This is a genomic window from Pseudomonas sp. HMSC067G02, from assembly GCF_001813485.1.
Taxonomy (GTDB): Bacteria; Pseudomonadota; Gammaproteobacteria; order Pseudomonadales; family Pseudomonadaceae; genus Pseudomonas; species Pseudomonas aeruginosa.
Map to the genome: position 1 here is coordinate 1 of NZ_KV812666.1, position 13,199 is coordinate 13,199.

General features: G+C 68.1%; 12 protein-coding genes and 1 pseudogene. 9 read left to right on the forward strand and 4 right to left on the reverse strand.

Going from position 1 to position 13,199, the window contains the following annotated elements:
* From glyA to HMPREF2914_RS12340, 8 genes and pseudogenes are all read left to right on the forward strand, one after another.
* Positions 1-317, forward strand: a pseudogene (gene glyA, locus HMPREF2914_RS12305) (serine hydroxymethyltransferase); the annotation flags it as partial.
* 85 nt (positions 318-402) lie between these two features.
* Entirely contained in the window at positions 403-1,653 is a 1,251-nt protein-coding gene (locus tag HMPREF2914_RS12310) for a sarcosine oxidase subunit beta (RefSeq protein ID WP_003096779.1), read from the forward strand.
* A gap of 93 nt (positions 1,654-1,746) precedes the next feature.
* Positions 1,747-2,067, forward strand: coding sequence for a sarcosine oxidase subunit delta (locus HMPREF2914_RS12315; RefSeq protein WP_003096781.1), 321 nt, complete (start codon positions 1,747-1,749; stop codon positions 2,065-2,067).
* Positions 2,064-5,081 (forward strand): sarcosine oxidase subunit alpha, encoded by a 3,018-nt coding sequence (locus HMPREF2914_RS12320; protein WP_023092778.1) that lies wholly within the window; start codon positions 2,064-2,066, stop codon positions 5,079-5,081. The genes HMPREF2914_RS12315 and HMPREF2914_RS12320 overlap by 4 nt, the downstream gene beginning before the upstream one ends.
* A gap of 93 nt (positions 5,082-5,174) precedes the next feature.
* Entirely contained in the window at positions 5,175-5,810 is a 636-nt protein-coding gene (gene soxG / locus HMPREF2914_RS12325) for a sarcosine oxidase subunit gamma (protein WP_003096784.1), read from the forward strand.
* A gap of 49 nt (positions 5,811-5,859) precedes the next feature.
* The gene (gene purU / locus HMPREF2914_RS12330; protein WP_023092779.1) at positions 5,860-6,717 is read left to right on the forward strand and encodes a formyltetrahydrofolate deformylase; all 858 of its coding nucleotides are present in this window, start codon (positions 5,860-5,862) and stop codon (positions 6,715-6,717) included.
* Positions 6,718-6,923: 206 nt separating this feature from the next.
* Positions 6,924-8,123 carry a formaldehyde dehydrogenase, glutathione-independent gene (fdhA, locus tag HMPREF2914_RS12335; RefSeq protein ID WP_003096788.1) on the forward strand — a complete coding sequence of 400 codons (1,200 nt, stop codon included), beginning with the start codon at positions 6,924-6,926 and terminating at the stop codon, positions 8,121-8,123.
* Between the two features lie 83 nt (positions 8,124-8,206).
* Positions 8,207-9,163 carry a D-hexose-6-phosphate mutarotase gene (locus tag HMPREF2914_RS12340; RefSeq protein ID WP_003142078.1) on the forward strand — a complete coding sequence of 319 codons (957 nt, stop codon included), beginning with the start codon at positions 8,207-8,209 and terminating at the stop codon, positions 9,161-9,163.
* 64 nt (positions 9,164-9,227) lie between these two features.
* Here the strand turns inward: HMPREF2914_RS12340 and HMPREF2914_RS12345 are convergent, their stop codons facing one another.
* The 4 genes from HMPREF2914_RS12345 to purE all read right to left on the reverse strand — a co-directional run bounded on the left by HMPREF2914_RS12345 (position 9,228) and on the right by purE (position 11,802).
* Positions 9,228-9,776 (reverse strand): DUF3299 domain-containing protein, encoded by a 549-nt coding sequence (locus HMPREF2914_RS12345; RefSeq protein ID WP_003142080.1) that lies wholly within the window; start codon positions 9,774-9,776, stop codon positions 9,228-9,230.
* A gap of 61 nt (positions 9,777-9,837) precedes the next feature.
* Complete coding sequence (locus HMPREF2914_RS12350; RefSeq protein ID WP_003096795.1) at positions 9,838-10,083, reverse strand: GlsB/YeaQ/YmgE family stress response membrane protein; 246 nt, start codon at positions 10,081-10,083, stop codon at positions 9,838-9,840.
* Positions 10,084-10,197: 114 nt separating this feature from the next.
* On the reverse strand, positions 10,198-11,280 hold the full coding sequence (locus HMPREF2914_RS12355) for a 5-(carboxyamino)imidazole ribonucleotide synthase (RefSeq protein WP_003142082.1): 1,083 nt from the start codon (positions 11,278-11,280) through the stop codon (positions 10,198-10,200).
* Between the two features lie 30 nt (positions 11,281-11,310).
* The gene (gene purE, locus HMPREF2914_RS12360) at positions 11,311-11,802 is read right to left on the reverse strand and encodes a 5-(carboxyamino)imidazole ribonucleotide mutase (RefSeq protein ID WP_003106314.1); all 492 of its coding nucleotides are present in this window, start codon (positions 11,800-11,802) and stop codon (positions 11,311-11,313) included.
* A 347-nt stretch (positions 11,803-12,149) separates the two neighbouring features.
* On the opposite strand from purE, the gene adhP reads away from it, so the two are divergent.
* The gene (adhP, locus tag HMPREF2914_RS12365) at positions 12,150-13,178 is read left to right on the forward strand and encodes an alcohol dehydrogenase AdhP (protein WP_003111449.1); all 1,029 of its coding nucleotides are present in this window, start codon (positions 12,150-12,152) and stop codon (positions 13,176-13,178) included.
* Positions 13,179-13,199: the final 21 nt, after the last annotated feature.

Sequence of the window (13,199 nt, forward strand, 5' to 3'; positions counted from 1 at the left end):
GCACCGACAACCACCTGATGCTGATCAGCCTGGTTCGCCAGGGCCTGACCGGCAAGGAAGCCGACGCCGCCCTCGGCCGGGTCGGCATCACGGTGAACAAGAACGCCGTGCCGAACGATCCGCAGAGCCCGTTCGTCACCTCCGGCATCCGCATCGGCACCCCGGCCATCACCACCCGCGGGCTGCAGGAAGCGCAAAGCCGCGAGCTGGCCGGCTGGATCTGCGACATCCTCGACCACCTCGGCGATGCCGACGTGGAAGCCAAGGTCGCCACCCAGGTCGCCGGTCTCTGCGCGGACTTCCCGGTCTATCGCTGAGCCCCCCGAAGACGGTCGGGGAGCCCGACGCGCCCCGGCCCAACCCTCTCCGCGGGAGAGGGAGCAACAGTTCAGGAGCATCCACATGCAACGCTACTCCGGCTTCGGCCTGTTAAAGCATTCACTGAGCCATCACGAGAACTGGCAACGCATGTGGCGCACGCCCACGCCGAAGCCGGTCTACGACGTGGTCATCGTCGGCGGCGGCGGGCACGGCCTGGCCACCGCCTACTACCTGGCCAAGGAACACGGCATCAGCAACGTGGCGGTGGTCGAGAAAGGTTGGCTGGGCGGCGGCAACACCGCGCGCAACACCACCATCGTGCGCTCCAACTACCTGTGGGACGAGTCCGCGCTGCTCTACGAACACGCGATGAAGCTGTGGGAGGGCCTGTCCCAGGACCTCAACTACAACGTGATGTTCTCCCAGCGCGGGGTCTACAACCTCTGCCACACCCTCCAGGACATGCGCGACGGCGAGCGCCGGGTCAGCGCCAACCGCCTCAACGGCGTCGACGGCGAACTGTTGAACGCGCAGCAGGTGGCGGAGGAGATTCCCTACCTGGACTGCAGCAAGAACACCCGCTACCCGATCATGGGCGCGACCATCCAGCGTCGCGGCGGCGTCGCCCGCCATGATGCGGTGGCCTGGGGCTTCGCCCGCGCCGCCGATGCCCTCGGCGTGGACCTGATCCAGCAGACCGAAGTCACCGGCTTCCGCAAGCAGGACGGCGCGGTGATCGGCGTCGAGACCAACCGCGGCTTCATCGGCGCGCGCCGTGTCGGCGTGGTCACCGCCGGCAACTCCGGGCACATGGCCAGGCTCGCCGGCTTCCGCCTGCCGCTGGAGTCGCACCCGTTGCAGGCGCTGGTCTCCGAGCCGCTGAAGCCGATCATCGACAGCGTGATCATGTCCAACGCCGTGCATGGCTACATCAGCCAGTCGGACAAAGGCGACCTGGTCATCGGCGCCGGCATCGACGGCTACAACGGCTACGGCCAGCGCGGTTCTTACCCGGTGATCGAGCACACCCTGCAAGCCATCGTCGAGATGTTCCCGGTGCTCTCGCGGGTACGCATGAACCGCCAGTGGGGCGGCATCGTCGACACCACCCCGGACGCCTGCCCGATCATCGGCAAGACTCCGGTGCAGAACCTGTTCTTCAACTGCGGCTGGGGCACCGGCGGCTTCAAGGCCACTCCCGGCTCCGGAAACGTCTTCGCCGCCACTCTGGCCAAGGGCGAACCGCATCCGCTGGCCGCGCCCTTCTCCATCGAACGCTTCCACAGCGGTGCGCTGATCGACGAGCACGGCGCGGCGGCAGTGGCGCACTGACAAAAGCCGCCCGAAGGGCGAAATCCGCTGCCCCTCGCCCTTCAGGGAGAGGGTGCCGGTCAACCGGCAAGAACAGTTTCCGGAGGCTACAAAATGCTGAATATCTTCTGCCCCCACTGCGGCGAACTGCGTTCCGAAGAGGAATTCCACGCCAAGGGTCAGGCCCACATCCCGCGCCCGCTCGACCCGAACGCCTGCAGCGACGAGGAATGGGGCGACTACATGTTCTTCCGCGACAACCCGCGCGGCCTCCATCACGAGCTGTGGGTGCACGCCGCCGGCTGCCGCAAGTACTTCAACGTCACCCGCCATACGGTGACCTACGAGATCCTCGAGACCTACCTGATCGGCGAGCAGCCCAGCGTCGTCGCCGACGGTGAGAAGAAACCCGCCGTACAAGGGGAACCGGCATGAGCCAGATCAATCGCCTGTCCAGCGGCGGCCGCATCGACCGCAACCGCCCGCTGACCTTCAGCTTCAACGGCCAGCACTACCAGGGCTATGCCGGCGACACCCTGGCCGCCGCGCTGCTGGCCAACGGCGTCGACATCGTCGGCCGCAGCTTCAAGTACTCGCGGGCACGCGGCATCGTCGCCGCCGGCGCCGAGGAGCCCAACGCGATCCTGCAGATCGGCTCCCGCGAAGCCACCCAGATCCCCAACGTACGCGCCACCCAGCAGGCCCTCTACGGCGGCCTGGTGGCCACCAGTACCAACGGCTGGCCGAACGTGCAGAACGACCTGATGGGAATCTTCGGCAAGGTCGGCGGCAAGCTGATGCCGCCCGGTTTCTACTACAAGACCTTCATGTACCCGCAGTCGATGTGGATGACCTACGAGAAGTACATCCGCAAGGCCGCCGGCCTGGGCCGCGCGCCGACCGAGGTCGATCCGGACAGCTACGACTGGATGAACCACCACTGCGACGTGCTGGTGGTCGGCGCCGGCCCGGCCGGCCTGGCCGCCGCCCTCGCCGCCGCTCGCAGCGGCGCGCGGGTGATTCTCGCCGACGAGCAGGAAGAGTTCGGCGGCAGCCTGCTGGACACCCGCGAGACCCTCGACGGCAAGCCCGCCGCCGAGTGGGTCGCGGACGCCGTGGCCGAGCTGCAAGGCCTGCCGGAAGTCATCCTGCTACCGCGCTCCACGGTCAACGGCTACCACGACCACAACTTCCTCACCATCCACGAGCGGCGCACCGACCACCTCGGCGAGGTCGCCCCGCTCGGCCAGGTCCGCCAGCGCGTGCACCGCGTGCGCGCCAAGCGCGTGGTACTGGCCGCCGGCGCCCATGAGCGGCCGCTGGTCTACGGCAACAACGACCTGCCCGGCAACATGCTCGCCGGCGCGGTTTCCACCTATGTACGGCGCTACGGCGTGGCACCGGGCAAGAAACTGGTGCTGGCCACCAACAACGACTACGCCTACCGCGTCGCCCTCGACTGGCAGGAAGCCGGCCTGCAAGTGGTGGCCATCGCCGACGCCAGGGCCAATCCGCGCGGCGAGTGGGTCGAGGAAGCACGCCAACGCGGTATGCGGGTGATCACCGGCAGTTCGGTGATCGAGGCTCGCGGCGGCAAGCGGGTCAGCGGCGCCAAGGTCGCCCGGATCGACCTGCAGGCCATGCGCGCCAGCGGCGGCGAATGGCTGGACTGCGACCTGATCGCCAGCTCCGGCGGCTACAGCCCGGTCGTGCACCTGGCCTCGCACCTGGGCGGCAAGCCGGAATGGCGCGAGGAAATCCTCGCCTTCGTCCCCGGCGAAGGCCTGCAGAAACGCATCTGCGCCGGCGCCGTGAACGGCGTGTTCGGGCTCGCCGAGGTGCTCGCCGACGGCTACCAGGCCGGGAGCCGCGCCGCCCTCGACGCCGGCTACAAGACCGCCGCCGGCAGCCTGCCGAAGGTCCAGCCGCGCCGCGAGGAAGCACCCGTCGCGCTGTTCCAGGTGCCCCACGAGAAGCCCACGGCACGCGCACCGAAGCAGTTCGTCGATCCGCAGAACGACGTCACCGCCGCCGCCATCGAACTGGCCTGCCGCGAGGGCTTCGAGTCCATCGAGCACGTCAAGCGCTACACCGCGCTGGGCTTCGGCACCGACCAGGGCAAGCTGGGCAACATCAACGGCCTGGCGATCGCCGCGCGGGCCCAGGGCAAGAGCATCGCCGACACCGGCACCACCATGTTCCGCCCGAACTACACCCCGGTGACCTTCGGCGCCGTCGCCGGCCGCCACTGCGGGCACCTGTTCGAACCGGTGCGTTTCACCGCCCTGCACGCCTGGCACGTGAAGAACGGCGCCGAGTTCGAGGACGTCGGCCAGTGGAAGCGGCCGTGGTACTTCCCGCGCCGCGGCGAGGACATGCACGCCGCAGTGGCCCGCGAATGCCGCGCGGTGCGCGAGGCGGTCGGCCTGCTCGACGCCTCGACCCTGGGCAAGATCGACATCCAGGGCCCGGACGCGCGGGAGTTCCTCAACCGGGTCTACACCAACGCCTGGACCAAGCTCGACGTCGGCAAGGCGCGCTACGGCCTGATGTGCAAGGAAGACGGGATGGTCTTCGACGACGGCGTGACCGCCTGCCTGGCCGACAACCACTTCGTCATGACCACCACCACCGGCGGCGCCGCCCGCGTACTGGAGTGGCTGGAGCTGTACCACCAGACCGAATGGCCGGAGCTGAAGGTGTACTTCACCTCGGTCACCGACCACTACGCGACCCTCACCCTGTCCGGCCCGAACAGCCGCAAGCTGCTCGCCGAAGTCACCGACATCGACCTGGGCAAGGATGCCTTCCCCTTCATGACCTGGAAGGAAGGCAAGGTCGCCGGGGTGCCGGCGCGGGTGTTCCGCATCTCCTTCACCGGCGAGCTGAGCTACGAGGTGAACGTCCAGGCCGACTACGCCATGGGCGTGCTCGAAGCGCTCGCCGAGCACGGTGCGAAGTACGGCCTGACGCCCTACGGCACCGAGACCATGCACGTCCTGCGCGCCGAGAAGGGCTTCATCATCGTCGGCCAGGACACCGATGCCTCGGTCACCCCGGACGATCTCAACATGGGCTGGGCGGTGGGCCGCAGCAAGCCGTTCTCCTGGATCGGCTGGCGCGGCATGAACCGCGCCGACTGCCTGCGCGAGGATCGCAAGCAACTGGTCGGACTCAGGCCGAGCAACCCGCAGGAGGTACTGCCCGAAGGCGCGCAACTGGTGTTCGACACCCAGCAGGCGATCCCGATGAAGATGGTCGGCCACGTCACCTCCAGCTACATGAGCGCCAGCCTCGGCCACGGCTTCGCCCTGGCGGTGGTGAAAGGCGGCCTCAAGCGCATGGGCCAGAAGGTCTACGCGCCGCTGGCGGACGGCCGCTTCATCGAGGCGGAGATCTGTTCCTCGGTGTTCTACGACCCGAAAGGGGAACGGCAGAACGTGGATTGACCGGAGAGGGGCTCGCCCCTCTCCCCGGCCCTCTCCCCGAAGGGAGAAGGCAGACAGGCTACCAGGGCGCGCGGCGCCCCAAGGTGAAAACGAATGAGCAAGGCAAACGTCTACCAGCAACGCCCCGAACCCGGCGTCCACGCCGAATCGCCGCTGCACCATGCCGAGCTGCACAAGCTCGCCGGCAAGACCGCCGCGAAGGCCGGTATCGTCCTGCGCGAGAAGAAGCTGCTCGGCCACCTGGTGCTGCGCGGCGATGCCGCCGACCCGGCCTTCGCCGCCGCCGTGCACCAGGCCCTCGGCCTGGAACTGCCGGTGGCCCTGACCCTGGTCGCCAGCGGCGAGACCTCGCTGCAATGGCTGGCCCCGGACGAATGGTTGCTGATCGTCCCCGGCGGCGAGGAATATGCCGTCGAACAGCGCCTGCGCCAGGCCCTGGGCGAGGAGCTGCACTACGCGGTGGTCAACGTCAGCGGCGGGCAGACGCTGCTCGAACTGAGCGGAGCGAACGTCCGCGAACTGCTGATGAAATCCACCAGCTACGACGTGCATCCGAGCAACTTCCCGGTGGGCAAGGCGGTCGGCAGCATCTTCGCCAAGTCGCAATGCGTGATCCGCCATACCGGCGAGGACACCTGGGAGCTGGTCGTGCGCCGCAGCTTCGCCGACTACTTCTGGCTCTGGTTGCAGGACGCCAGCGCCGAATACGGCCTGCAGGTAGCGGCATGAGCAGCCTTACCCGCTCCCCGGGAGGGGATACCGGACCCGGAGCCTCGCGATGAGCCGTACCCCCGACACCTGGATCCTCACCGCCGACAGTCCCAGCCTGCTGGGCACCGTCGACGTGGTGACGCGCTACCTCTTCGAGCAGCGCTGCTACGTCACCGAGCACCACTCGTTCGACGACCGCCTGGCGCAACGCTTCTTCATCCGCGTGGAGTTCCGCGCCGGCGACGGCTTCGACGAAGCCTCCTTCCGCGCCGGACTGGCCGAACGGGTGGCACCGTTCGGCATGCGTACCGAGCTGACCGCGCCGGGCTACCGCAGCCAGGTGGCGATCATGGTTTCCAAGGCCGACCACTGCCTGAACGACCTGCTCTACCGCCAGCGCATCGGCCAGTTGCCGATGGACGTGGTGGCGGTGATTTCCAATCACCCGGACCTGGAGCCGCTGGCGCGCTGGCACGGCATTCCCTACCACCACTTCCCGCTCGACCCGAACGACAAGTCGGCCCAGGAAGCCAGGGTCTGGCAGGTGCTCGAAGAGAGTAGCGCCGAGCTGGTGATCCTCGCTCGCTACATGCAGGTGCTGTCGCCGGAACTGTGCCGGCGCCTGGACGGCTGGGCGATCAACATCCATCACTCCCTGCTGCCCGGCTTCAAGGGCGCCAAGCCGTACCACCAGGCCTACCAGAAGGGCGTGAAGCTGGTCGGCGCCACCGCCCACTACATCAACAACGACCTCGACGAAGGGCCGATCATCGCCCAGGGCGTCGAGACGGTCGACCACGCCCACTACCCCGAGGACCTGATCGCCAAGGGCCGCGACATCGAGTGCCTGACCCTGGCGCGGGCGGTGGGCTACCACATCGAGCGGAGGGTATTCCTCAACGCCAATCGGACCGTGGTGCTGTAAGCGCGCCCTCTCTCCCCAACCCTCGCTGAAGGAAGAGCGCCAGGGAGAGGGGCGCTTCCCACGGCCTCGCGTCCCGAGCAACACCGACAGCCCGCCGGCTGCCAGCATTCTCCGGCCCTGTCGCGCAACAGACGACTTTCCAGTGCAAAGCCGCGCGGCCGTGGACGCCGCGCATTTGTACCCACAACGACAAAGAGGAAACGCGTATGTCTGGCAATCGTGGTGTGGTCTATCTCGGCCCGGGCAAGGTCGAGGTGCAGAACATTCCCTATCCGAAGATGCAGGACCCGCAGGGCCGGCAGATCGACCACGGGGTGATCCTGCGGGTGGTCTCCACCAACATCTGCGGCTCCGACCAGCACATGGTGCGCGGCCGCACCACCGCGCCGGAAGGCCTGGTGCTGGGCCACGAGATCACCGGCGAGGTGGTGGAGATCGGGCGTGGCGTGGAAACCATGAAGATCGGCGACCTGGTCTCGGTACCGTTCAACGTCGCCTGCGGCCATTGCCGTACCTGCAAGGAACAGCACACCGGCGTCTGCCTGACGGTCAATCCGGCGCGGGCCGGCGGCGCCTACGGCTACGTCGACATGGGCGGCTGGGTCGGCGGCCAGGCCGAATATGTGCTGGTGCCCTACGCCGACTTCAACCTGCTGAAACTGCCCAACCGCGAAGCGGCGATGGAGAAGATCCGCGACCTGACCTGCCTTTCGGACATCCTCCCCACCGGCTACCACGGCGCGGTCACCGCCGGCGTCGGCCCGGGCAGCACGGTCTACATCGCCGGTGCCGGTCCGGTCGGCCTGGCCGCGGCGGCCTCGGCACGCCTGCTCGGCGCGGCGGTGGTGATCGTCGGCGACGTCAACCCGACCCGCCTGGCCCACGCCAAGAAACAGGGCTTCGAGATCGCCGACCTGTCCAAGGACACCCCGCTGCACGAACAGATCGCCGCTCTGTTGGGCGAGCCGGAGGTCGACTGCGCGGTCGACGCGGTCGGTTTCGAGGCGCGCGGCCACGGCCATTCGGGCTCGCAGCAGGAAGCCCCGGCCACCGTGCTCAACTCGCTGATGGGCATCACCCGGGTCGCCGGCAAGATCGGCATCCCCGGCCTGTACGTCACCGAAGACCCGGGCGCGGTGGACGCGGCCGCCAAGCACGGCGCCCTGAGCATCCGCTTCGGCCTGGGCTGGGCCAAGTCGCACAGCTTCCATACCGGCCAGACCCCGGTGATGAAGTACAACCGCCAGCTGATGCAGGCGATCATGTGGGACCGGATCAAGATCGCCGACATCGTCGGGGTGGAAGTCATCACCCTCGACGATGCGCCGAAAGGCTACGGCGAGTTCGACGCCGGGGTGCCGAAGAAATTCGTCATCGACCCGCACAACCTGTTCCGCGCGGCCTGAACCACCGGCAACAACCGACGCGGCCTACGGGCCGCGTCTTCGTTGGCGCTATCCGGGGGAACTGCCGGCGATAAAATGGATCGGTGATACTGCTGCCATCCATTCGCCTCCCGGAGACCGCCATGAGCACCGATAGCCCGATCAACCGCGTCGAACAGGTACAGGTCGACGACCTGGCCTGCTGGCGCATCCACACCGCCCATGGCGAGGCGCTGATCGCCCAGCAGGGCGCGCAACTGCTCAGCTACCAGCCCCACGAACAGCCGCCGCTGGTCTGGCTCAGCGACGAGGCCGGCTACCGGCGCGGGCAGTCGGTACGCGGCGGGGTGCCGGTGTGCTGGCCGTGGTTCGGTCCGCTGGAGCGCAACCCGCAGGAAGTCCGCGGCCAGGTGGAAGATGGCCTGAAGGCGCCCGCCCACGGGCTGGTCCGGGCGGTCGACTGGGAAATCGACGACATCGCCGAGGAGGACGGCGACCTCTGCGTCAGCTTCCGCCTCGACGCCCCCGATGGCCTCCCCGGCTGGCCGCACCCGGCGGCGCTGCGCATGCTGTTCCGCTTCGGCGAGCGCCTGACCTTGCGACTCACCAGCGAGAACCTCGGCAGCAAGCCGCTGGTGCTCAGCCAGGCACTGCACACCTACTTCGCGGTCAGCGACAGCCGCGAGATCGCCATCGAGGGCCTGGAAGGCGCGCGCTACATCGAGACCCTGGAGAACTGGGAAGAACGCACTCAGCACGGCGCGGTACGGGTCAAAGGCGAACTGGACCGCATCTACCTCGGTCTCGAACGCGACCTGCTGATCAAGGACCCGCGCTGGGAACGCAGCATCCACCTGCACGCCCTCGACTCGCGCTCGGCGGTGGTCTGGAACCCCTGGGTGGACAAGTCCCGGCGTCTCTCGCAGTTCGCCGACGACGCCTGGCAGCAGATGCTCTGCATCGAGACCGGGCGGGTCTGGGACGACCTCATGGTGGTCGCCCCCGGGCGCAGCGAAAGCTTTGGCGTGCAGATCTGGAGCGAGCCGCTGAAACGACCCTGAGCGGGTCGGCGAGCGGACGGAGCGGCTCGCGTCGTCCGCCATGGGCCGTTGCGCAGGTGCGGCCCTACAGGTCCGCTTCCTCCACTACCTTCACCTGCGCCTTGTCGATGGCGTAGGCGGCATCGGCCAGGTCATTGCTCACCTGCTCGATCTTCAGCGTGCCGCTGACCCACAGCGGGGTGTAGATATCGGCCAGCTTCAGCCCCTGTGGATAACGCACCAGGACGATCTGGTTCGGCGGCGGCGGCGGCACGTGGATGCAGGCGCCCGGATAGGGCACCAGGAAGAATTCGGTGACGCGGCCCTTGGCGTCGTTCTCCAGCGGCACCGGGTAGCCGCCGAGGCGGATCGCCTTGCCATCCAGGCTGGCGACGGTCTTGGCCGAATACATCACCGCCGGCATCTTTCGGTCCGACTGCTTCAGGCCACCCTTGCTGGTGAAGGTGCCGGCGGCCTCCGGGGTGTCGTGAATGATGTCGGGCATTTCTTCCAGCGCCTTGCGGTCGGCCGGCGGCATCAGTTCCAGCCAGTCGGTCTCGGGCAGTTCGGCGTGGGCCAGGGGTGAGGACAACAGGGCGAGCAGCAACAGGCGGGCGAACGGGAAGCGGCGCATGATGGCGGGAATACCGGCGAAGTGAGGAAACGCCGGCCCCCGCGGGGGCCGGCCAGAGCCATCAATTCTTCTTGATCAGGCCGTAAATGACCAGCAGTACGACGGCGCCGACCACCGCGCCGATGAAACCGGCCGCCTGGCCGGCCTGGTAGAAGCCGATCGCCTGGCCGCCGTAGGTGGCCAGCAGCGAACCGCCGATGCCGAGCAGGATGGTCATGATCCAGCCCATGCTGTCGTCACCTGGCTTCAGAAAGCGTGCAACGAGACCAACGATCAGTCCGACGATGATGGTTCCGATTAATCCCATGACAGTCCCTCCTTACGGGTGTATGCGCATGTATTGCGCCTGCCATGGGACAGTGTAGAAAAGCCTTGGGTTCAGTGCCGCCCGCCAAGCCAAGGATGGGCGGACGGCAATCGCTCACGCCTCGATCAGCGCCTCGACCTCGGCGATGCGCGCCTGCAGCGTCGCCCGGTCGGCACAGCGCAGGGTGGCGTGGCCGACCTTGCGGCCGTTCTTGAAGGCCTTGCCGTAGTGATGCAGGTGGCAATCGGCGACGGCGACCACCTGATCCACCGGGGGCACCGCGCCAATGAAATTGAGCATCGCGCTCTCGCCGACCTTGGCGGTCGAGCCCAGCGGCAGGCCGGCGACGGCGCGCAGGTGGTTCTCGAACTGGCTGCACTCGGCGCCTTCGATGGTCCAGTGCCCGGAGTTGTGCACGCGCGGGGCGATCTCGTTGGCCTTCAGGCCGCCGTCCACCTCGAAGAACTCGAAGGCCAGCACGCCGACGTAGTCGAGCCGTGCCAGCACGCGGCCGACGTAGTCCTCGGCCAGCGCCTGCAACGGATGCCCGCTGCTGGCCACGGAGAGCTTGAGGATGCCGCTGTCGTGGGTGTTGTGCACCAGCGGGTAGAAACGCGTCTCGCCATCGCGGGCGCGCACCGCCACCAGCGAGACTTCCCCGGTGAACGGCACGAAGCCCTCGAGGATGCACGGCACGCTGCCCAGTTCGGCGAACGCGCCCTGCACGTCGGCCGGCTGGCGCAGGACCTTCTGGCCCTTGCCGTCGTAGCCCAGGGTGCGGGTCTTGAGCACCGCCGGCAGGCCGATGGCGGCCGCGGCGGCATCGAGGTCGGCCTGGGACTGGACGTCGGCGAAGTCCGGGGTGGGAATGCCGAGGTCCTTGAACATCGACTTCTCGAACCAGCGGTCGCGGGCGATGCGCAGCGACTCGGCGTTCGGGTAGACCGGCACGAACTGGGAGAGGAAGGCCACGGTTTCCGCCGGCACGCTCTCGAACTCGAAGGTCACCAGGTCGACCTCGTCGGCCAGTTGCCGCAGGTGCTCCTGGTCGCCGTAGTCGGCGCGGATGTGCTCGCCCAGGGAGGCCGCGCAGGCGTCCGGCGCCGGGTCGAGGAAAGCGAAGTTCATGCCCAGCGGGGTTCCCGCCAGGGCCAGCATGCGGCCCAGCTGGCCGCCACCGATGACACCGATTTTCATGGTTCGAGCCTTACCTTCTCAGAGCCTGTCTCACGCATCGCGCGGGTCGGGATTGTCCAGCACGGTTTCGGTCTGGTTGGCGCGGAACTGCTTCAGCGCCTCGTGGTACTGCGGGTGCTTGGCGCCGAGGATACTCGCCGAGAGCAGCGCCGCGTTGACCGCGCCGGCCTTGCCGATGGCCAGGGTGGCGACCGGTACGCCGGCGGGCATCTGCACGATGGAGAGCAGCGAGTCGACACCCGACAGCATCGACGACTGTACCGGCACGCCGAGTACCGGCAGGTGGGTCTTGGCCGCGCACATGCCCGGCAGGTGGGCGGCGCCGCCAGCGCCGGCGATGATCACTTCGAGGCCGCGGCCTTCGGCTTCCTCGGCGTACTGGAAGAGCAGGTCCGGGGTGCGGTGGGCGGAAACCACCTTCACTTCGTAGGGGATGCCCAGCTTGTCCAGCATGTCCGCGGTGTGACTGAGGGTGCTCCAGTCCGATTTGGAACCCATGATCACGCCAACCAGTGCGCTCATCGTCGTGCCTCTCTCAAATGCGCCGTCCGGCGCGTCAGAAACCAACAAGCCACGCTTCGTCGAGGGGCGTGGCTTGTACTGGGCCGAGCCGGCGGGCAGTGCCGGTTCGAAGGCGGCGCAGTATACCGCAAAGGCAGGCCGGGCGCGCGCCGGGGGCTACCGTCCGTCCCGTTTTTTCGCGCCATGGCGGGAAACTTGCCGCAACTCAATGCGCGCCTGCCACGAGCGGCCAGACTGGTTGTCGCGGCGCGCTCCGAGGGAGCGGCGGCCGCGCCGGTTCCGCAGCCTGTCGCGGTGCCCGTCAAAGGCACCGCGACAGGCGCTCAGCCCCGTCCAAGGAGATGACCATGACCCTGCCACAGACCATGAAAGCCGCGGTCGTGCACGCCTACGGCGCGCCGCTGCGGATCGAGGAAGTCAAGGTTCCGCTGCCCGGCCCCGGGCAGGTACTGGTGAAGATCGAAGCCTCCGGCGTCTGCCACACCGACCTGCACGCCGCCGAGGGCGACTGGCCGGTGAAGCCGCCGTTGCCGTTCATTCCCGGTCACGAAGGCGTCGGCTACGTCGCCGCGGTGGGCAGCGGAGTGACCCGGGTGAAGGAAGGCGACCGGGTCGGCATCCCCTGGCTGTACACCGCCTGCGGCTGCTGCGAGCACTGCCTGACCGGCTGGGAGACCCTCTGCGAGAGCCAGCAGAACACCGGCTACTCGGTGAACGGCGGCTATGCCGAATACGTATTGGCCGACCCGAACTACGTCGGAATTCTGCCGAAAAACGTCGAATTCGCTGAAATCGCGCCGATCCTCTGCGCCGGCGTCACCGTCTACAAGGGGCTCAAGCAGACCAACGCGCGCCCCGGCCAGTGGGTGGCGATCTCCGGCATCGGCGGCCTCGGCCACGTCGCCGTGCAGTACGCCAGGGCCATGGGCCTGCACGTCGCCGCCATCGACATCGACGACGCCAAGCTGGAACTGGCGCGCAAGCTCGGTGCCAGCCTGACGGTCAACGCCCGGCAGGAAGACCCGGTGGAGGCGATCCAGCGCGACATCGGCGGCGCCCACGGGGTGCTGGTCACAGCGGTATCCAACAGCGCCTTCGGCCAGGCCATCGGCATGGCCCGCCGCGGCGGCACCATCGCCCTGGTCGGCCTGCCGCCGGGCGACTTCCCGACGCCGATCTTCGACGTGGTGCTCAAGGGCCTGCACATCGCCGGCTCCATCGTCGGCACCCGCGCGGACCTGCAGGAAGCCCTCGACTTTGCCGGCGAAGGCCTGGTCAAGGCGACCATCCATCCGGGCAAGCTGGACGACATCAACCAGATCCTCGACCAGATGCGCGCCGGGCAGATCGAGGGGCGCATCGTCCTCGAGATGTGACCTGCGGGGCGGCGCCCCGAC